The 21,441-nt window shown below is 38.1% G+C and carries 16 protein-coding genes and 1 tRNA gene; 10 read left to right on the forward strand and 7 right to left on the reverse strand.

What is annotated here, in order from left to right:
- Positions 1-11 precede the first annotated feature (11 nt).
- Positions 12-6,062: a T9SS type B sorting domain-containing protein gene (locus HM987_RS03885; protein WP_229724577.1), complete on the forward strand. Its 6,051-nt coding sequence runs from the start codon at positions 12-14 to the stop codon at positions 6,060-6,062.
- A gap of 463 nt (positions 6,063-6,525) precedes the next feature.
- On the opposite strand, the gene HM987_RS03890 is transcribed toward HM987_RS03885, so the two are convergent.
- Entirely contained in the window at positions 6,526-8,055 is a 1,530-nt protein-coding gene (locus HM987_RS03890) for an OmpP1/FadL family transporter (protein WP_179005414.1), read from the reverse strand.
- 37 nt (positions 8,056-8,092) lie between these two features.
- Entirely contained in the window at positions 8,093-9,157 is a 1,065-nt protein-coding gene (locus HM987_RS03895; protein WP_179005418.1) for a hypothetical protein, read from the reverse strand.
- Positions 9,158-9,258: 101 nt separating this feature from the next.
- On the opposite strand from HM987_RS03895, the gene proS reads away from it, so the two are divergent.
- The 3 genes from proS (at position 9,259) to rpsT (ending at position 11,192) form a co-directional block, all read left to right on the forward strand.
- On the forward strand, positions 9,259-10,737 hold the full coding sequence (gene proS / locus HM987_RS03900; protein WP_179005420.1) for a proline--tRNA ligase: 1,479 nt from the start codon (positions 9,259-9,261) through the stop codon (positions 10,735-10,737).
- 108 nt (positions 10,738-10,845) lie between these two features.
- Positions 10,846-10,917 (forward strand) — tRNA-Glu (locus tag HM987_RS03905).
- Between the two features lie 23 nt (positions 10,918-10,940).
- On the forward strand, positions 10,941-11,192 hold the full coding sequence (gene rpsT, locus HM987_RS03910) for a 30S ribosomal protein S20 (RefSeq protein WP_178987689.1): 252 nt from the start codon (positions 10,941-10,943) through the stop codon (positions 11,190-11,192).
- Between the two features lie 132 nt (positions 11,193-11,324).
- Here rpsT and HM987_RS03915 read toward each other — a convergent pair whose 3' ends face one another.
- From HM987_RS03915 to HM987_RS03935, 5 genes are all read right to left on the reverse strand, one after another.
- The gene (locus HM987_RS03915; RefSeq protein ID WP_179004830.1) at positions 11,325-12,311 is read right to left on the reverse strand and encodes an ISAon1 family transposase; all 987 of its coding nucleotides are present in this window, start codon (positions 12,309-12,311) and stop codon (positions 11,325-11,327) included.
- The gene (locus HM987_RS03920) at positions 12,298-12,651 is read right to left on the reverse strand and encodes an ISAon1 family transposase N-terminal region protein (RefSeq protein ID WP_179004828.1); all 354 of its coding nucleotides are present in this window, start codon (positions 12,649-12,651) and stop codon (positions 12,298-12,300) included. The genes HM987_RS03915 and HM987_RS03920 overlap by 14 nt, the downstream gene beginning before the upstream one ends.
- 91 nt (positions 12,652-12,742) lie before the next feature.
- Entirely contained in the window at positions 12,743-13,369 is a 627-nt protein-coding gene (locus HM987_RS03925) for a DUF4403 family protein (RefSeq protein ID WP_179005422.1), read from the reverse strand.
- A gap of 39 nt (positions 13,370-13,408) precedes the next feature.
- Entirely contained in the window at positions 13,409-14,377 is a 969-nt protein-coding gene (locus HM987_RS03930) for a Gfo/Idh/MocA family protein (protein WP_179005424.1), read from the reverse strand.
- A gap of 28 nt (positions 14,378-14,405) precedes the next feature.
- The gene (locus HM987_RS03935) at positions 14,406-15,725 is read right to left on the reverse strand and encodes a sugar MFS transporter (RefSeq protein WP_179005426.1); all 1,320 of its coding nucleotides are present in this window, start codon (positions 15,723-15,725) and stop codon (positions 14,406-14,408) included.
- A 290-nt stretch (positions 15,726-16,015) separates the two neighbouring features.
- Between HM987_RS03935 and HM987_RS03940 the strand changes: the two genes are divergently transcribed.
- The 6 genes from HM987_RS03940 to HM987_RS03960 all read left to right on the forward strand — a co-directional run bounded on the left by HM987_RS03940 (position 16,016) and on the right by HM987_RS03960 (position 21,295).
- Positions 16,016-16,546: a lipid-binding SYLF domain-containing protein gene (locus HM987_RS03940; RefSeq protein WP_179005428.1), complete on the forward strand. Its 531-nt coding sequence runs from the start codon at positions 16,016-16,018 to the stop codon at positions 16,544-16,546.
- A 179-nt stretch (positions 16,547-16,725) separates the two neighbouring features.
- Entirely contained in the window at positions 16,726-17,286 is a 561-nt protein-coding gene (locus tag HM987_RS03945) for a helix-turn-helix domain-containing protein (RefSeq protein WP_179005430.1), read from the forward strand.
- A gap of 14 nt (positions 17,287-17,300) precedes the next feature.
- On the forward strand, positions 17,301-17,747 hold the full coding sequence (locus HM987_RS03950; RefSeq protein WP_179005432.1) for a response regulator: 447 nt from the start codon (positions 17,301-17,303) through the stop codon (positions 17,745-17,747).
- A 3-nt stretch (positions 17,748-17,750) separates the two neighbouring features.
- Positions 17,751-19,529, forward strand: a complete 1,779-nt coding sequence (locus HM987_RS03955) for a CHASE3 domain-containing protein (protein ID WP_179005434.1) — start codon at positions 17,751-17,753, stop codon at positions 19,527-19,529.
- Positions 19,530-19,698: 169 nt separating this feature from the next.
- The gene (locus HM987_RS19485; protein WP_229724579.1) at positions 19,699-19,842 is read left to right on the forward strand and encodes a DUF5670 family protein; all 144 of its coding nucleotides are present in this window, start codon (positions 19,699-19,701) and stop codon (positions 19,840-19,842) included.
- A gap of 436 nt (positions 19,843-20,278) precedes the next feature.
- Complete coding sequence (locus HM987_RS03960; protein WP_179005436.1) at positions 20,279-21,295, forward strand: helix-turn-helix domain-containing protein; 1,017 nt, start codon at positions 20,279-20,281, stop codon at positions 21,293-21,295.
- The last annotated feature ends 146 nt before the right edge of the window (positions 21,296-21,441 follow it).

Genomic DNA, 21,441 nt, shown 5'->3' on the forward strand with positions numbered 1-21,441 from the left:
AAATCAGTATAATGAAAAATATTTTACTCTTACTTACGCTTATTATAACTAGTTTAAGTTTCTCTCAAGATATATTAATGGAGAATGGCACCTTTACACGCTGTGCTCCAGATAAATTTTATGATTCTGGTGGAGAGTTTGGTAACTATAGTGATGATGAAAATTTGGTAACTACGATTTGTCCGCAAAATGCGGGTGAATTTATTATGGTTGATTTCACAGAATTTAACACACAGCTGAATCTTGATGTTTTGACTGTCTATGATGGTGATGATGTAAGCGCAGATGTTATTGGTACATATACCAGTGTTCTATCTCCTGGTCTCGTGTCTGCATCAGCAAGCAATGCATCCGGATGTTTAACTTTTGCTTTCTCTAGTAACGCATCATCAAATGTTGCTGGTTGGGAAGCTGATATATTGTGCGCTGTACAATGCCAAACAATAACAGCATCTATAGATGCTACTAGTCCACCTGTGGTTTCTGGAACTATTGAGGTAGATCCAGGCGATTTGGTTACATTTGAAGGAAGTGCTACATTTTCAGATGATGGTACTGGAGCTACTTATACTTGGAATTTTGGTAATGGAGTTACCCTTGATGGTCAGGTTGTAAATTATGCTTATACTAATCCTGGTACTTATACGGTCACTTTTACGGTTACAGATACCAATCCTGTTGGTTGTTCGGACTCTGTCAGCACTTTTCAAGTCGTTGTTTTGGATAATGACACTTGTGCTGGTGCTTTACCTATTTGTGGTGACATTGAAGATGTGCCTTCACCTGTGGGTTCTGGTTCTGCTGAATCGGGTATTGATTATGGATGTCTGGGTTCACAGCCTAGGCCAAGATGGTATTTTTTGCAGACTGGTGATATTCCAGGAGATTTAAGTTTTACTTTATCGCAAACGACATTACAGAATGGAGCGGGGACTGGAATTGATGTCGATTTTATTATTTGGGGACCGTTCTCTGAACCAGTTTGTGGGCCAGCAAATTTAAATTCTTCAACTCAAGTGGATTGTAGTTTTTCAGGGGCAGCAGAAGAGGATATATTTATACCAAATGCTCCAGCTAATCAATATTATATGCTATTGATAACTAACTATAGTCAGTCTGCGGGTTATATTAATTTAGAATTAGATGATGATCCTAATTCTGATGCAACTACCAACTGTGATATTATATGTCAAGTAGATTTAGGTGAAGATCAAGAGCTTTGTAATGGAGACAGTTACACCATTGAACCAGAATTCAATGGTGCTTTTAATTCGTTTGAATGGCAGTTGGAAGGCGAGACAATCCCTGGTGAGACAGGATCTACCTTAACGGTTACAGAATCGGGAACTTACACATTACTCGTGGAAGGTTTAGATGCTGTCTTTGGGGATCCATGTTCTACTGAAGACGACATTGTAATTTCTATTACCCCTCCTTTTGCCTTAAATGATATTTCAGTTACTGAGTGTAGCCAAGCGTCCACTGCAGCTGACTTTAATTTAGATGCAGAGATAATCAATATATTGAGTCCTTTAGATCCAGCTGATTATACGGTTTCTTTTTATAATAATATAGATGATGCTGAAGATTCTGTCAATGCAATTACAGTAACAAATCCATATAGCGGAACTGATGGTGAAATTATTTATGTAAGAGTGCAAGCTACTGGTACAAATTGTTTTTCTACCAGTATGCTAACTTTAGGTTTGTCATCTCAACCCAGTATCAATCCAGCTTCAGATTTGGAGCTATGTGATGATTCAAGCAATAACGGAACAGAACAGTTTGATTTAGAAAGTCAGGACATATTTGTTTTAGGAAGTCAGTCTTCAACTGCCTTTAACGTAACATACCATTTAAGCTTCGACGAGGCGGATATGGGCGACAACGCCCTTCCACCGTCGTATACCAATACGATGAACCCACAGCCGATCTACGTAAGGATAGAGAGCGTCAGCGACGCGAGCTGCTACAATGCCTTACCGGACCCCGTGTTCGACCTGGTAGTCAACGCGAGGGCAATAGCCGGCACGCCTCCCAACATGTTTGCATGCGACGCTACGGGCAACGACGGAATAGAGACCTTTGAGCTCAGTACTCAGGACGCAGCGATTCTGGGATCCCAGGACCCAACAACCTACAGCGTAAGCTACCACGCCACCCAGGATGGAGCGGACAATAACACGGACATCCTATCCACGAGCCACACCAATACAGCTTCCCCAGACCAACAGACGATCTACGTCAGGGTAGAGGACCCGGCGCATCCCGATTGTTACGGCAGCACGAGTTTTGAGATCATCGTCAACCCGTTGCCTGAGGTAACGGCACCAACGGCACTGGAAGTCTGTGACGACGGCACGCCTGACGGCATCACCGAGATGGACCTGAGCCTAAAGAACACGGAGGTCACGGGCAACAACCCGAACTATTCTGTAAGCTATTACGAAACCATGGCAGATCTGCAATCGGGAGCAGATCCCTTACCAACATTGTACACCAATACGAGCAACGGCCAGGTCATTGTTGTAAATGTCGAAGATATCAACACGGGCTGTTCCGCTACCACGACCCTAGAGCTGGTTGTGGAGCAAGCACCAGTGGCATTTGCACCGGCACCCTTGAGGTACTGCGACCCGGACAACGACGGCTTTGGGATGTTCGACCTTGCCAGTACGGCGAACGGGATTACCGGAGGGGCCTCTGGGCTCACGGTAACCTACCACGAAACACAGACCAATGCGAACAATGGCGTGGACGCCATAGATACCACGGCGAGCTATAACAACATCGTACAAGATGCACAGACCCTTTATGTCAGGGTAGAGAGCGCTACCATAGCCACGGATTGCGCCACCATAGTAGTATTGGAGCTGATAGTGGAGCCGACACCGCAGCTAATGGCGCCGACCCCATTGGAGGTCTGTGACGATATCTCGGCCGATGGTTATGCCACTTTCGATCTAACGGACAAAGCGGAAGAAATCCTGAACGGCCAGGACCCCGTGCAATATGAACTTAGCTATTATGAAAGCGAGGCCAATGCGGCACTGGCGATGAACCCAATCGGCAATCCGTTGGCCTATATCAACACGGACGATTTCAACCAGACGATCTGGGTGCGTGTAGAAGACAACACCACGGTAGAAGGCTGCTACAAGCTAACAAGTCTAGAGCTGATAGTCAATGCCTTACCGGTCTTGGTGACACCGGCACCATTGGAGCTTTGCGATACCGTCACCTTAGACGATGGGCAGGAAGCCTTTACGCTCGAGGATGCCAATGCAGACATACTGAACGGACAGACGGGAATTACCCTAACGTACTACGAGACGCAATTGGATGCGGACAATGCGACTGACCCAATTGAAAGCCCTTATACCAATACGAGCAATTCCCAGACTATCTTTGTAAGGGCACAGAACGATATCACGGGCTGTTACAGTACGGTAACGGTAACGCTGAGGGTCAACCCGATCCCGTCACCGGAGCAAAGCCCTGATCCGATAGAGGTCTGTGACGATGACAATGACGGTTTTGCCGAGTTCGACCTGGAGATCCGTACGGTAGAGATAACCAATGGGGAATCCGATGTGGTAATTACCTATCACGAAACCCAGAGCGATGCAGAACAAGGGGAGAATGCGATCACGGGACTGTACACTAACATCGTGGCCAATAACCAGATGGTCTATGTACGCTCGGAGAGCACGCTGACCGGTTGTTACAACCTTACCCTGAACACGCTGGAGCTTATTGTGCACCCGGCACCGGAAGTACCAACGAGCCTAGAACCTTACACGATCTGTGATAGCGATAATGATGGTTCGGCGCAGTTCGACCTGACCACCATGGACGAAGAAGTGCTCAACGGCCAAGACCCGACAGCAGTGGAACTGACCTACCATGTAAGTGCGGCGAATGCAGAAACAGGAAGCAACCCTATCATCAATGTGGGCAACTATACCAACAACGGTAACCCACAGACGATCTATGTACGCCTGTACGACCCTATAACGACCTGTTTCGATACAGGGATGTTCGAGCTGATCGTAGCCTTGCCACCAGAAGCGGTGCAGCCTACACAATTAAACGAATGTGACGATCTTGGGGAAGTTCCGGGAGATGAGATCACTGAATTTGACCTTACGGTAAAGGATACGGAGATCACAGGGGGCAATGCCAGCTGGTCGGTAGCCTATTATGAGACCAATGCAGATGCCCAGGCACAGGAAAATGCCATAGCAGACCCAACACAGTACACCAATATGGAAATAAATGGATTGGCGGCCAACCCACAGACCCTTTATGTCGTGGTCACCGATACCGATACGGGCTGTGTTGATTTTACGACCTTGACCATCAGGGTATTGCCAAACCCAACGCCTACGGCCAGCGATTTGTTGCCCAACATAGAACGCTGTGACGAAGAAAACACGGGAGACGGCGAGGAAGAATTTGACCTCACGGAAAACGAAGACCTGATCCGCAACGGTGAGAACGGTGTGACCATAACCTATCACGAGACAGAGGACGCTGCCAACGCGGGCACGGACGCAATCCCAGACCCAACACAGTACACCAATATAGAAACACCGACGCAGGAGATCTATGTGAGGATGACCAAGGACGCCACGGGCTGTTATGCGCTGGTGGACTTTACCATCGAGGTGAACCCGTTGCCAGAGGTGGTCGCGGTGACGGACTTCATCCAATGCGAGCTCTTTACCGACGGCACCGACACTTTTGACCTTAGCACCAAGGACGCCGAAGTATTGAACGGACAGGACGAGGCCCAGTTTACGGTCAGTTACCATGATAACCTAACGGATGCGGAAGAAGGGATGAACGGCCTTGTGAGCCCGTACACCAATACGGCGAACCCACAACAGATATTCGTGACCATCACCAACAACGGGACGGGCTGTTCCATCAGCACCCAGAGCTTCAACATCGAGGTACAGGAAGCCGCACAGGCCAATCCGGATATGGACCCGATCCTTTTTGAGCTTTGTGACGATGAAATGGAGACCGATGGCAACCCGGTTAACGACAGTACCCAATTTGATTTAACGAACATGGACACAGAGGTATTGGACGGACAGGACCCGTTGAACTACATCGTGACCTACTATGCTACCCAAGAAGATGCGGACGACAAGGTGAACCCATTGCCGACCTTATACGAAAATATGACAAACCCGCAGGTGATCTATGCAAGGGTGGACAACGACACGCCAGATGCGGTCACGGACGCGGACACTTCGATCTGTTATGCCCTGGCAGCGCTCACGCTGCAGGTGAACCCTTTACCGGAGTTCGATCTGGAGGACGGCTATACCCTGTGCGTAAACACGGACGGGAGCGAAATACTGGACCCATTGGTCATAGACACGGGCCTATCGGCAACGGACTATGGTTTTGTGTGGCGCTATGAGGGCGTAGAGATAACGGGCGAGACAGGGCCGAGCATCATGCCGACCCAAGGCGGAAGCTATAGCGTGCTGGTTACCGATATAAGCACGTCCACGGCGACCAACTGTACAAATGAGGATACCACGGAAGTCATGGAAAGCGAGCCGCCGAGCATAACGGTGAACGTACTGACACAGAATTTTGCGGAGAGCCACGTTCTGGAAGTGGTGCCTGGGGACGAGATAGGTGACTATGAGTACAGCCTGGACAATGGGCCATGGCAGGACGGGACGCTGTTTACGGACGTGTCACCCGGCCAACACCATATCACGGCAAGGGACAAGAACGGCTGCGGCACAACGACCGAACCGGCATTTATAATCGATTACCCGCTGTACTTTACGCCCAACGGAGACGGCCAAAATGAAACTTGGAACATAGAAAGCATTGGAAGCAGCGCAAAAATTTACATATTTGACCGTTACGGAAAACTTCTGAAACAAATTAGTCCAAATGGGACTGGCTGGGACGGCACCTACAATGGCAGTGCTATGCCTACCAGTGGCTATTGGTTTACAGTGGAGTACGACGAACCTTTGACAGGAGAACGTAAAGAATTTAGAGCCCATTTTACCCTGAAACGATAATTGGTAAAGCTTAAATAAAACAAAAGCCTGAGTATTATTTAGTACTCAGGCTTTTTTCTTGGTTTCAGGTCATAAAGAATCAAGAACAATGATTTTAGGTGTGATAGATTAAAAGAGTCATATGAATTTTTGTTAGGCAAAAGGTTAAACCAATTAAAAATTTCGAAATGTACTAAATTTCGAAAAGCTAAGAATTGAGTTGTAATTATATTAAAAGTTTTTATGCCAGATTTAATGATTAAACTGCGAATATAGGATTGTCATAGGTAATTAACTCTTCTGAAGTAAAATTTGAAAACCTTATGGAGTCTATTTAAGATATTATTTAATTAAAATTAAATAATCAATCTTTCTAAAGTAAATATTCGAACTCATGTTAGTATAAATTTTAGTTCTGAAAAAGACATAAAAAAAAGCCTCAATAATTGAATTATTCAGGCTTTTATTGTGATTTATGCTTTTACTATAGGTTAAAACCTAGGGTTAATACAAAGTCTGTAAATTTTGATTGTATTTCTGCTGAATCTGTGAGTCCAACATTATATAATTGATAATTAATATCGCGTTCCGCTTGACTAAAAGCTGCGTCTAAGTTAAAATTGCCAAAACTATAACCCAATCCAAGAGAATACCCATTTAGATCTCCATAAAAACTATTGTCTTTATATGGACTTTCTTCAATACGGTAACCTCCTCTAAAACTAAGTTGTTTATAACGGTATTCGCCTCCAACTCTATAAGAAGCGGCAGAATCTAAGCGGCTATTGATGTCGTTGTTTAAGCTCGAAAATAAAACGTCAGAAGTTGGTTTGAATTTAGAATCCCTATAGTCTTTTATTGAATAATCGAAGCTTATTAAGCCTTTCTGGCCAAAAACATAGGCTAAACTTCCAGTGAATTTTCCAGGAGTTTGTAATTTGTACTCTTCGTAGACATTTACAATATCGCCAATAAATCCGATATCTGGATCCGCATTATTTGAATCTATACCTTGAATTAACTCATCACTGATTCTATACCATGTTGGCGAGTTGTATGATAATCCGACCCTCAAATCATCTGTCAATTTAGCAATAGTTCCTAGTTGAAAAGAAAAGCCGCTTCCGGTTGTAGATAATAAATTATCAAAACTTATATTATTAACCAATGATGCATTATTTGAATTTGTCTCTCTTAAAATCGTGAATTTTTCGTAATTGATAAAATGGCTGTTTAAGTTAATTCCAAAGTATAATTTATCATTATAATCAGCTGCAAAATTAAAGGCTAATTTACCATTATATCCTGTTGATGAATAGAAATAGTTTTGATTAAAGCTCCCAGGTGCTACATTAGAATTATAAACCGTTTCGTTATCATTGGTCTCGTCATCTAAATTGTCAGGATCTAATATACCAGACCAATATCCTAAAAAGGCTTGCTGGATAGCATAGCCATCAGTTGGTATTCTTCCTATATCAGCATAGGCTTCCTCAATAAATTCTCCAGGCTGAAGTTTCAAGATTCCAAAAGGAATGTCTGAACCATTTGCAAAGGAATCAAAATAACTATCTATGGACGTCGTATTAGTTCCACTTGCAACCCAATCGTCATCATAATTCGCTGAACTGTCATAAGCCACACTTAATGAGAACTTTTTCCATGGTGAATTAGAGTTTGTATTATTAAATATAAAAGCAGCTCCCAACTGATTTAGATCTAAATTTGAATTAGAAGAGGAATTTTTTCCATTAAAATAACTCACGTCATTTTTAGTGTTAAATAGACCTAAGGTGAGGGATGCATGACTATTATTAAAAATGGCAGAGCCAGCAGGATTAATATTAACACTAGACATATCGCCTCCAAGGGCTCCAAAAGCACCACTCATAGCTCTAAAACGTGCCGTACCTTGAATTTCATCCATAGAATAACGAACAGCATCTGTAAGATCTTGAGCTAAAACATAAGATGAACTTACTAGGCCTATGCCTAGCATAAGTAATTTTTTCATAAGTAAATTTTTTGAATTTGAAAATGAACTATTATGTTTATCCTCTACCTCGTCTGCTGCTGCCAGAAGAGCGACTACTACCAGAAGATCTAGAAGAACTTCCAGATGACCTTACACTACCTGAAGAAGATCTTGAACTGCTAGAACTTGATCTCACAGAACCAGAAGATCTCGTGCTTCTTGTTGGTGTGGAAATCCTTGTGCTAGATCTCGTTGACCGCGATGTAGATGGTCTTGTAACCCTAGTGGTTGAACCTGATCTCGAGGTGCGGACAGTTGGTCTTGTACTCCGTGAATTTCTTATTGTTCTAGATGTAGAATTAGAATTAGCTCTTGTACTTCTAGTATTTCTTGATAATGCAGCGTTAGATGATCTACGGGAGGTATAGTTTCTACGCGATAATGCAGAATTGTTCCTGCTTGAGCGACTCAAATTATTATTATAAAGTAAAGATCCTCGTCTGGAATTACTGTATGCATATCGACTATTGCGTCCGTAATAACCATTATTCCAACCCCAATTATTGTATCCATAGCCATAAAAGCCTCCATAGACCCAAGGGTTATTCCAGTTATTCCAACCCCAGTTATTGTAGCCATAGGCCCAAGGGTTGTTCCATCCCCAGCGATTCCAGCCCCAAGGTTGTCCCCAACCCCAGTTATTCCAGCCAAATCCACCGTTCCACAACCAAGGGTCGTTCCAGCCCATCCAGCCATTATCGATATAATTAATAGTAACGGTATTGGTATTTTGTCCCCAACCGCCATAAGCAGGTTGCTGCTCTAAGGTGTCTTGAACGGTTTCAACATAATTACTTTCATAAGAATCTATATCGGTAAAAACTTCGCTTTCTTCTTGTATAGCTTGAACTTCCTCTGAGTTTTGAGCAAAATAATTCTTGTAATAATTTGAATCATTGGTAGAAGTGGTTACAACAGGTTCTTCAGTTTCGTTTACATATTCTTCTTCGGATTCTGAAGAATAAATACCGTCATTATCGTATCCTGCATACTGAAAAGATCCACAAGAAGTTAGCACAGTCGCTAAACCAAGTGCAACAACAAATGGCAATTTTTGGGTTATAATAGTTTTAAATCGCATATCTCATTTATTTTATTGTTGAACATAGCAAAAATAGTTAGTTTTGCTGTATTATTTAATACATTTAACATAAGCACAACATTTGTGCCAAAACACTAAAAATGGGCAAAAATCTTACTAGTAGAGCTGAAGATTATTCAAAATGGTACAATGAATTGGTTGTGAAAGCCGATTTAGCCGAAAATTCAGCGGTTAGAGGTTGTATGGTTATTAAACCTTATGGTTATGCTATTTGGGAAAAAATGCAAGCTGAACTAGATAGAATGTTCAAAGAAACAGGGCATGAGAATGCCTATTTTCCATTATTTGTGCCTAAAAGCTTATTTGAGGCGGAGGAGAAGAACGCAGAAGGTTTTGCTAAAGAATGTGCGGTAGTTACCCATTATCGCTTACAGAACGATCCTGATAATCCAGGGAAATTAAGGGTAGATCCTGAAGCAAAATTGGAAGAAGAGCTCGTTGTAAGACCAACGAGTGAAGCAATCATTTGGAATACGTATAAAGGATGGATCCAAAGTTACAGGGATTTACCAATCTTAATTAATCAATGGGCAAATGTAGTTCGCTGGGAAATGCGAACACGTCTATTTTTGAGGACAGCAGAGTTTTTATGGCAAGAAGGGCATACTGCACATGCGACGAAAGGCGAAGCATTAGTAGAGGCAGAGCAAATGAACGATGTCTATGCGGAATTTGCAGAAAACTTTATGGCTATTCCTGTTATTAAAGGGGTGAAAACTGAAAGTGAACGTTTTGCAGGTGCCATAGAAACCTATTGTATTGAAGCTTTGATGCAGGATGGAAAAGCGCTTCAAGCCGGTACTTCCCACTTTTTAGGACAGAATTTTGCGAAAGCATTTGATGTTAAGTTTACGAATAATGAAGGTAAATTAGATTATGTCTGGGCGACCTCTTGGGGCGTTTCGACACGATTAATGGGAGCGTTAATCATGACCCATAGTGACGACAAAGGGTTGGTTTTACCACCAAATTTAGCACCATCTCAGGTCGTAATTGTCCCTATATATAAGACGGATGAACAATTTGATGCCATTACGGAAAAAGCTGAAAACATAATAAAAGAGCTTAAAGCATTGGGCGTAAGTTGCAAATTTGATAAAAGAACGACACACAGGCCAGGTGCAAAATTTGCGCAGCACGAATTACAAGGCGTACCGTTACGAATTGCGATAGGTCCAAAAGATTTAGAGAATAATACTATTGAATTGGCAAGACGCGACACGCTCACCAAGGAAATTGTTCCAATTGATGAGTTGACATCTACCGTTAAGAATCTTTTGGAAGTTATTCAGGAAGAATTATTTAAAAAAGCCTTGAATTATAGAAACGAACATATTACTGAGGTTGATGATTTTGAAACCTTTAATAAAGTTTTGGAAACAAAAACAGGTTTTATTTCTGCACATTGGGATGGTACCGTTGAGACAGAGCAAAAGATCAAAGAACTTACAAAGGCTACGATTCGTTGTATTCCTATGAACAATAAAATGGAAGATGGCAACTGTATTTACAGTGGACAACCATCAAACCAACGCGTGCTATTTGCAAAGGCTTATTAAAATATTTAAAAAAAATTAGTTAGGTGTTGCAGAATTTAAAAATAGTTGTATTTTTGCATCCGCAATGGAAACATTGTAGGTTCATTTAAATAATAATATAACCAAAATGGCCCGTTCGTCTATCGGCTAGGACGCATGGTTTTCATCCATGTAAGAGGGGTTCGATTCCCCTACGGGCTACAATTTTAATAAGAAAAAATATAATGGCAAATCATAAGTCAGCTTTAAAAAGAATTAGAAGTAACGAAAAAAGACGTGTACTTAATAAGTACTATCATAAAACGACGCGTAATGCTATAAAGAAATTACGTGAAATTACGGATGCAAAAGAAGCACAAGCTATGTTGCCATCTGTACACAGTATGATTGATAAGTTAGCTAAGAAAAATATAATTCATGCTAACAAGGCTGGTAACTTAAAGTCAAAGTTAACTAAACATGTTGCTGCAATATAATTGTAGTTCCTACTAAGATATGTAAAGTCTCTCCTTTTGGTGAGACTTTTTTTTGTTTCTAATTTTGGCGTGACTTTAATTGAAAATGAACTAAAGTTAAGGTTCTAATGGATCATGCCTAAATGTTGTGTGTTAGGCAAAAATTGTTGTTAATCTAAAGAGGAAGAATTCTATGTTTTTGACACCTCTAAACTGTGCTCTAAAGGCTTTAATTTTGGCATTGAAAGCTTCAGCGGATGCATTAGTACTTCTATTAATAAAATAATTGAGTATCGATCTATAGTTTAGGGTAATTGTATTTGCAATAGTATTGAAAGCCCTAAATCCTGTAGCCTCTACATCTTTATACCAGTGGGCGAGTTTAGTATAAGCTGTTTGTATAGAAGTAGCGGTATTAAATATATTCCTAAGTCCTTGTACCAGATTATAAGCTTTTTTAATATCCGGATATTGTTCAAATAAGATTTTAGCTCTAAGGTATTGGTTTTGAGTCCAGTTGTTAGGCGCTTTATAGAGCAGGTACCTACTTCTGGCAAGGAGTTGCTTTCTGGAGTCTCCATTATTAAATGTTTCAGAGATAAACTCTTTTTCGATAGTTTTAGCCTGTTTAATTTGGTCATTTTCCATATCTATAGCTTCCCAACGATGTTTTATTCTGATATCTTGCAAAGCTTCTAAAGCTAGTTTTTGTACATGAAAACGGTCGGTAACCTGTATAGCTTTGGGAAAACACTTTTTAGCAATGAACTTCATAGAGTTGGCCATATCCAAGGTGATCTCTTTAACCTTATCTCTTTTTGATTTAGGAATTTTAAGGAGTTGTTCTATAATAGGCTCCACCTTAGTTCCTGCCATAATAGCTACTATAGCTCCTTTCTTGCCTTTAGCTTTTTTATTGGTGATAATGGTATAGAGTTCACCTTTGGAGAGAGCTGTTTCATCAATGGATAAATACTTGCCCATGTTCTCAGGAAAGACGAGCCACTCTTTAGCATGTTTCTTGGCTTTCCAGTCTTTAAACTCACTAAGATAATCTCGATACTGCCGCCCGAGCTTCTTACCATTAACGCCATAAAAACGACCAATGGTATGACAGTCATTAGCCTTAGTACTGACCAAGTACTTTTAAAAAAGCAGCAAACTCTACGGTCATACGAGTTCCCTGTGCTACTAGATTCCAATCTCTTTGTACAACTTCTTTGCTGGGTTTATCGAGCCAACGCCGACGCTTTATATGCAAGAATACTTTTTTACCGCGCAAAGGAAAATCTTGAACGGTCACTTGTTTATGAAAACCGTGGGCTATAAGGGTACGGCTCTTTTCTTCTTTAGGCGTATCTTTTTTCTCTTCAAAATACAGATGGACAGTATCTTGTTCTATACTATGTCTAGTGATGTCAAAATGTGAAACTAGTAATTCTGGTAATAGTAACTTGAGCAGGTCTAGGGATAAATTCAATGTACGATCTTTTTTTGGGCAAAGATCAAATTATTTATCCAACTCACACACAACTTTTGAGATTGATCCGTTCTAATTGAATGTCGAATTATTAAAACTTAAAATTGTCAATATTGATAATTCCCCATCCATTGATTTTTATGAGAACCCATAAATGATCATCTTTTAATTTCATATGGGAAATGGCTAAGTTTTCTAAAGATCCAATAAGCGAAACACCTTCACTGAGTTCAAGATTTGAAGCAAGTTTAGTATTTATTGAATTTAAATTATCTTTCACAAGGGGCTTTAGGTCAAAGGCTAATTTCTTAATTATTTTTTGATAGATAAACGTGTTTAAAATAGACTTAAGCACTTGGTCAGTAAACCGGTTTTTGCCCTTGCTATCAATTTTATATTTTGCAACAAATAATTTTTGGTTTTTGACATCTAATTGCAGCTCTGCTGAAGTGGTGATGCTGAGTTCCCTATTACGGTAAAGAAATGTAAGCGTTTGTAATTTCACTACAATTTCAATATTGTATTGATCGGAACTGCTCTTGGCTATTTTTATGTCAACTATTTTTGCATACTTAATTTCCTTTCCTTTAGTGTTTTCCTTACTTATGATTTCCCCAACAAATTTTTCAATCAGGTAAGATTCAATAGCTATAAAATTTACTTTTATAGGAATAGTCATTGAGATTTCTTCACTAACTGGGATTTCGGTATCATCCATATTGATTTAAGCCTTAGAATAATTGGAATATTAATTTTTTCACTTTAGCATCTGATCCATGACCCAAGCCGTATGAGCAGCAGTTTCTCCGGTTGAAGGATGTGTGATTTGTTCCTGTAAATGTTTCTTTATATTCTGCACATGATGCAACTGAATATTCTCAAGATTTTCGATCATCATACTCTGCGATTTGCCATGATGTTCAAGTCTGATTGGGTTTTCATCAAATATTGAAAATTCAATTTTTCCTTCGCTTCCAAATATTTGGACAAGGTCTTCACGTTTTTCAGTACCAAAATTCCAACTACCAGAACCTGTAATTCCAGATTCGTGAAGCCAATGTCCTGTTACAGCATCCTTTGCCGAATATAGACCTTGTTGATTTACCGCTAATCCATTTGCTTGCGAAAAGTCTCCTAATAAATACGCAAACAGATCTAATCCATGCGATGCTAGATCATCAAAATAACCAGCAGGAGCAATGTTAGCATCTGTACGCCAATTATAAGTTTTGGATAAGTCAATGGCGCTGGCGGGTTTGCATAGTTGCCAACTAATGTTTCTTAGCTGACCAATTTTATGGTCATCAATCCAAGATTTAATTTGGATAAATCGTGGTAAGGAACGTCTGTAATAGGCCACAAATAATGGTAAATCTTTAGATTGAAAAGCCTTATTAATAGTTAAACAAGCGTCATAAGTTGGTGCCATCGGTTTTTCAATACAACAGATCTTATTTGCTTTAGCCACTTTTAGTGCATAATATTCATGGGAATCTGGAGGTGTTGCGATATAAATGGCATCAATTTCGGAATCATTGATAAGGTCATCAGCATCGGCATAAAATTTCGGAACCTTATGTCTTTTGGCATAATCTTCCCCTTTTGCAATATCCCTTCGCATTACCGCAGTTACATTAAACCCTTCTGTTTTTTGGTACGCAGGGCCACTTTTTATTTCTGTTACATTGCCACAACCAATAATTCCCCAATTGTATGTTTTCATCATTTGATGTTTTTCAGACGTTAGTATTTATTTATGGTTTTGTTCTTCCTCTCATTTTATGTCCCCAAATAGCGAAAAATAGAATCATGGCATAACACGGAATTAAAATCCAGTAGCTTTCCGTGGATGCTGTTGCCAGAGCTTCTGCTTCGTTGATTCCAGAAGTGATTAATTCCTGTTTATTACTATCCACTATTCTGCCGTATAAAGGTGGAATTATAGCGCCACCTGAAATAGCCATAATCAATAAGGCCGACGCCGTTTTTGTGTGTTTTCCAAGTCCATCTAGGGTTAATGGCCAAATAGCAGGCCATACCAAGGCATTTGCTATGCCTAACGCGGCAACGCATAAAACAGATGTGAATCCTGTCGTTGATAAAATAAGAATACTCAATACAATTCCTAAAGCAGCACTAGCAATTAATGCTGTTTTTTGTTTAAGGTATTTGGGAATCAAAAAGACGCCTAGCGCATATGTGGCAACCATCGCCATTAAGGTATAAGTTGTAAAATATTTGGCTTCTTCACCTGTAAACCCCAAGGAAATGCCATAGGCGATAATAGTATCTCCAGCTATAACCTCTGCACCAACATAAACAAACAATGCCAAGACCCCTAACCATAAATGAGGAAATTGAAATACGGTTTTATTGGATGATCCTGTGGCAACAGCCTGTTTATCTTCGATGGCTTCAACATAAGGTAAAGGTGCTTTTCTTATTAAAATACCCAAAACGGCCAATACAATAGCCATAATCACATAAGGCATAAAAACACTATCAGCCATGGTATCTAAAAGCACTGCTTTTTCTGATTCTGAAGCTGTAGCAACCTGTTCTTTTACGGCATCAATTCCTGAAAGTAGAATTGCTCCAAAAATCAACGCGCCCAAAGCACCAGCCACTTTGTTGGCAATGCCCATAATGGCAATACGTTTTGCGCCACTTTCAATGGGTCCTAAAATAGTGATATATGGATTGGAGGCAGTTTGTAAAATGGTCATTCCAATGCCTTGAATAAAAATACCGGCAAGAAATACCCAATACGTCCGTGCTTCAGCAGCGGGTATAAAGACTAATGCTCCAATAGCCATTACAAATAAACCTAGGGACATCCCTTTTCTGTAACCGATTTTATTCAATATATAAGAGGCAGGTAGTGCCATAACCACAAAAGAAATATATGATGCTGACGCCACAAAATAAGACTGCGTATCTGTAAGTTCATTTATGGTTTTCATAAAGGGAATCAATGCACCATTAATCCAGGTAACGAAACCGAAAATAAAGAAGAGTCCAGCAATAATTAGTATTGGGACTAGGTTGTTTTGGGGTTTCGCATTAGTGTTCATAAGCTAAGGTTTGGTTGGTGGTTTTATGTTTGGTCTTTTGTTATTTCAAATATATCATAAAATCATAGGTTTTTAAACGTCTAGGGGTGTTTAAAGTTTTTTGGTCAGATTTCTTGATTAATTTAATCGTTTTCAGATTTTAGTTATTGTATTTAATAACTAATCGCATCAACAATAAATTGCTTTGAACTAATCAGAGATGATTTATACCCATAATTTTATATTAGAAAAGTTAACGAGTTATACAGCTTTTTAAAAAAAATAATGTTTAATCTATAAATCAAAAAATTATGAAAAGTAGAAGTTTAATACTGACACTGGCATTGCTGTTTCTATCAGTATTTGCATTTTCGCAGAATAAAGATGATAAACGTGTTATGATGGATGCCGAAAAATCCATTAAGTTGCTTAAAAGTTCAGATGAAGGATTAGAAAAATTTATGGATAACGCTTCGGGTTATGTTGTATTCCCTAATGTAGGGGAAGGCGCATTAATCATAGGGGCAGCATCGGGAAATGGAGTAGTGTATAGTGATGGAGTACCAATCGGTATGGCCAGTTTGAAAAAATTGGATATCGGTCTACAAGCTGGAGGCGAAGCCTATACTCAAATTATTTTCTTTGAAACAGAGGAGGCACTTAACGAATTTAAAGAAGAGAACTTTGAATTGTCGGCAGAAGCAAAAGTGGTAATGGTAGAGAAAGGCGCAAGTAAAAATGCCAATTATAATGATGGCGTTGTGGTCTTTGTAAAATCTAAAGCAGGAGCTATGGCAGATATTTCTGTGGGTAGTCAAAAATTTAGTTATTCAGAATTTTAAATGAAGAATTAAATTTTTAATATAAAAAGTCGATTTTCGAAATCGACTTTTTTGTTTTAAAAAGTTGAAATTTACTTCCTACGGAATTTTCTTTTGGGTTAATTTTTTCAACTTTTTAATACTAAATTTGAATTGTATAAGTTGATACTGAATTCATATAAATATAATAAATTATTAGAATGAAGTTATTTTTAAAATTCGATTTCACTAAAATTTGCAATGTTATTCTAGAAGAAAAATTGAAGGCGTACAATTTTAAGTACCGGCAAACATCCTTTGGGGAAATTGAACTTTTAGAGAAGGTATCTAGCCAGCAATTAGGGGCTTTTCAAAATATTATTAAGGATTATGGTATTTATATTGTCGAGGATGCTAAAAAAATAATGGTTGAAAAAATTAAGGATGCTATTATGGATATGATTTTTAATGAGCAAAACGATATCAATGTTAAAACTTCCGTATTTTTGTCCGAGAAATTGAATCAAAGTTATAGTTATTTATCCAATTTATTTTCTGAAATTACGTTTACCTCTATTGAGAATTTTATCATTTTACAAAAAATAGAATATACCAAAAGATTGCTGGCAAATGAAGAATTGTCTTTAACCGAAATAGCCTATAAACTCAATTATTCTAGTGTTGCTCATTTGAGTAAACAATTTAAAAACACCACAGGAATTACACCTTCAGCTTTTCAGCGAATCATCGCAAAGCGAAAAGATAATAGGATAAGCTCATAAAAACGTTAGAAATTATGAATGAAGATTATATCTATATTGCCTTGGCCGATGATGATGAAGATGATCGATTCTTTTTTACGGAGGCGTTTGAGGAATTGAAAATCAAGAATAAAGTTTCAACCTTTAAGGATGGTGTAGAATTGATGCGCTATTTAGAAGCACCCGACAATGAAATACCAGATTTGTTGTTTTTAGATTTGAACATGCCAAAAAAATCAGGCATGGAATGCTTAAAGGACATCAAGGCTAATAATAAATTCAAGGATTTAATCATAGCCATTTATTCTACATCGTCCTCAGAAGAGGATGTAGAAGAAACTTTTGTTTTGGGAGCCAATATCTACATTAAAAAACCCAATGATTTCGAAAAATTAAAAAAAATACTTTCCGAAGTGGTAACCACAAATTGGCAGTATCACACTAATGGTTTAAATAAAGAAAACTTTTTATTACGTCTCTAAACTATGTCATTAGCTCCTAGTAAACTTTTAAAGATTGTATTTGGCGCAGGACTCTTCGTTATACTATGCATAGGAGGATTTACTTATAAGCACATTAAGTCACTTTCTGAAACGTCTGAAAATGTTAACGAGACGTTCACCCTGAGAATTGAGTTAGAAAATATAATATCAAATCTTAAAGATGCAGAAATAGGACATCGAGGATTTTTGCTAACACATGATTCTTTGTTTTTGAAGCCCTACCAAGAAAGCCTTCAAAAAATTAACTCTAATCTTATTAAGTTAGATACTCTAATAATAACTAAGAAAGAACAAAGGGAAAACCTTGATAATTTAAAAATAGACATATCAAAGCGGTTCGCAGTATTTAATAAATCTTTAAATATTGCAGATGATAAAGCTATCCTCAGTCAAGAATTATTGTTACTGTTGCATGAAGGGAAAATTAGAATGGATCGCATCCGAGAGGATATCTCTGTTATGCTAGATTTTGAAAATAAATTATTGATTGAAAATCAGAGAAAGAATCAAAAAGCAATTGGTATAACACCATTATTCTTTTATGGGATATTGATTATAACATTGGTGATTTTGCTAATGGCTTACGCAAAAATCAATAAGGATTTAGCCCATTTAAAAGAATCCAATGAAGATCTAGAGATATTTAAAAAATTAACAGAACAAGCAGAAATAGTCAGTAAAAGCGGTACTTGGATATGGTATGTTGATGAGAACAAGTATCGTTTTTCCGATAATTTATATAGACTATTTGGTGTAGAGCCTCAAAGTTTTGAGGCCAATTTGGAGAATTTCTTTGGAGTTGTCCATAAAGATGATAGAGAAGGCTTAGGTCAGGAAATCAATGCTATGATCAAACATGAAGATTTACCATTTACTACATACCGCGTTGTACAACCAGATGGAACAGTTAGACATTTAAAAGCGTATGCTAAACTAATAGAAAAGGGTTTTAGAGTCAAAAAATTACTTGGCGTAACTATAGACGTAACAGATGAATTTGAAAGTTTTAAAACTATTGAAGAACGTAATTTAGAATTAGAACGAAATAATAAAGAGCTGTCCGATTTTAATTATGTGGCCAGTCATGATTTGCAAGAACCGTTGCGAAAAATCCAGATCTTCATTTCGCGTTTAGAAATGGAGGATAAAGATAGACTTTCTGAAAAGGGCCAATTCTATATAGAAAAGATAAAATCTTCCTCGGCTAGGATGCGAATGCTAATAGAAGATTTATTGCAATTTTCCCGCACCTCCAACGTAGATAGCGATTTTAAGATTACAAACATGAATATGTTATTGGAGCACGCTAAGCAAGAGCTTTATGATAGTATTGAAAATAAAAACGCCGAAATTGTCAGTGATCATTTGCCTTCCATGGAAGTGATTTCGTTTCAAATGGAACAACTGTTTATCAATCTCATCAGCAATTCCATGAAATATTCAAAAGAGGACCTTGCGCCCAAAATAGAAATCAGATATCAAGAAGTAGAATCTAAAACGATTGCTGTATTAGAAAAATCGTTATATAAATATCATCATAAAATCTCGTTTATAGATAATGGTATAGGCTTTGAACCAAACTATAGCGAAAGTATTTTTGAGCTTTTTAATAGATTGCACGGTAAAACCGAATATTCAGGTACGGGAATAGGCTTGGCAATTTGCAAAAAAATTGTTGACAACCATAAAGGTGTAATTTTGGCTGAAGGACAACCAAATGTTGGGGCAACTTTTACAATTTACCTTCCTTTTTTAAAATAATCTTCGCCAATTGAACTTGAAATGATATAACGGAAAAAAGTTATTGTATAACGATTTTCGTTGGTATTTGTTAAAATTTGTTAATAGATATTTGGTCATTTCTGCGTTAGCAAAAACCCTGATGTATGGCTTAATATGTGGTTCTAACTATTTTTAATTATGCCTTCTGATGAAATATTTTCTTTACATAATTCTAGTACTGCTCATAATTTTTTGGGCGCTCGGTTATTTTGTTTTTTATGCTTCTTCAACAGTCCATATTTTGTTATTAGGTGCCATTGTTATTCTCATTGCCATAAATAGGAAAAAGTAAAAATGTAATTAGGACGGCTATTCTTCAGGCGTTTCTATAAGTGCTTTTCGAGGCGTCAGGCCTGTAAACACTTCCTTCTAACATAGACTAAACTCTAAGTTAATCTTTAATAATTAAGATCACGTTATGCTTTATTAAGCTTTGTTTAACATAAAAATGTAATGATACAACAAAACAAAATAATTGTATAACAGATTTGGTGTGTTCAGGTTGTTACTTTGTTGAAAGAGAATTGAACTAAAAAATTGATAACCATGAAATCACTATCAAAGCACATACAGAAACAATTCGCAAAGGTTGGAAGAATATTTCCAAAACCTATTTTAACAAGAGCTTTAAATTCTACTACTCATAGTAGAATCAATTTAAAAAGCAAATAGTAGACTACAAATAAAGTCTAAACTAGTTAACCATTGTCTAACCAAAAAAAACACTCATGAAAACTATAGAAATAAAAGCAAACAATCTTCAATCTATGTTCCATACATTGAAAAATGAAATTGGAGGTACGTTTACGACGCAACTTAATGAAGGAGAGTTGCAAATCGATAATCTTCTGGGTAAAGGCTTTATTAGAGGAATAGAATTAGAAAGAGATACCGTTTTCTTAGAATTTGATATAAAGTTTAAAGAAGATATTAAATTTTCCTTAGCAAGTCCTAAGCAAGCAGTGGTTAATTTTCTGTATTGCGCAGAAGGCAAGTTGTCGCATTCTTTTTCAAATTCGGGCAAAATTAAAACGGTAGGTACATTTCAAACAGGTATTTCTGCTAACTTAGTTTCAGAGGAACAGCATGTTTATTTTCATAAGGATATTTATGTGAATTCGGCCCTTATTTCTTTGAATACGTCTCATGGGAGTTCGGCCGAACACTATATCAATAAGATGGTTTCAGAAATTTTTATTGAAAACAATAAAACTGATTACTGCTATGTAGGTTCGTACAACCTTAAAATTGCAGATAGTATCAATCAACTCAAAGCCGTAAAACAAAAAGGCGTGGTCAGAACTTTATTAATTCAAGGTTTGGTAAACGTGATATTGGCGTTAGAGATAGAACAACATTCAGTTGATATAGCAAGTTCTAAGAATTCTAAGGGATCACTGACCGCTTTTGAATTGAAACAGGTAAAGGAGTTGTCTGATTTTGTTAATAATTTTCCTGAAACAAATCTGAACGTTACGGAATTGGCGGCTAAGGTTTCCATAAATCCGGCAAAAGTGCAAGAAGGTTTTAAACTAATGCATGGCAAAACGTTAAATACCTATATAAGATTTGTAAGGGTAACGAAATCGGAAGAGCTTATTAAAAATACCGATCTGAACATATCAGAAATTGTGTACTCTTTGGGGTTTTCAAGTCGAAGTTATTTTTCTAAGATTTTCAAAGACCAATACAAATGCTCTCCGATTGAGTATAAACAAAACATCAAGCTAGCTGCTACAGCATAGTATATAACTAAATGAGATTGTCTGAAAACATCAATTTAAGGGAAAATAAATGATATTCTGAGTTTAAGTATGTTGATGAAGCTTCAGCGTTAACAGTCAAAAATATTTTAAGACTATTGATAATTGGTTTTCGACAGCACTCAAAC

The organism is Winogradskyella forsetii (assembly GCF_013394595.1).
GTDB lineage: Bacteria > Bacteroidota > Bacteroidia > Flavobacteriales > Flavobacteriaceae > Winogradskyella > Winogradskyella forsetii.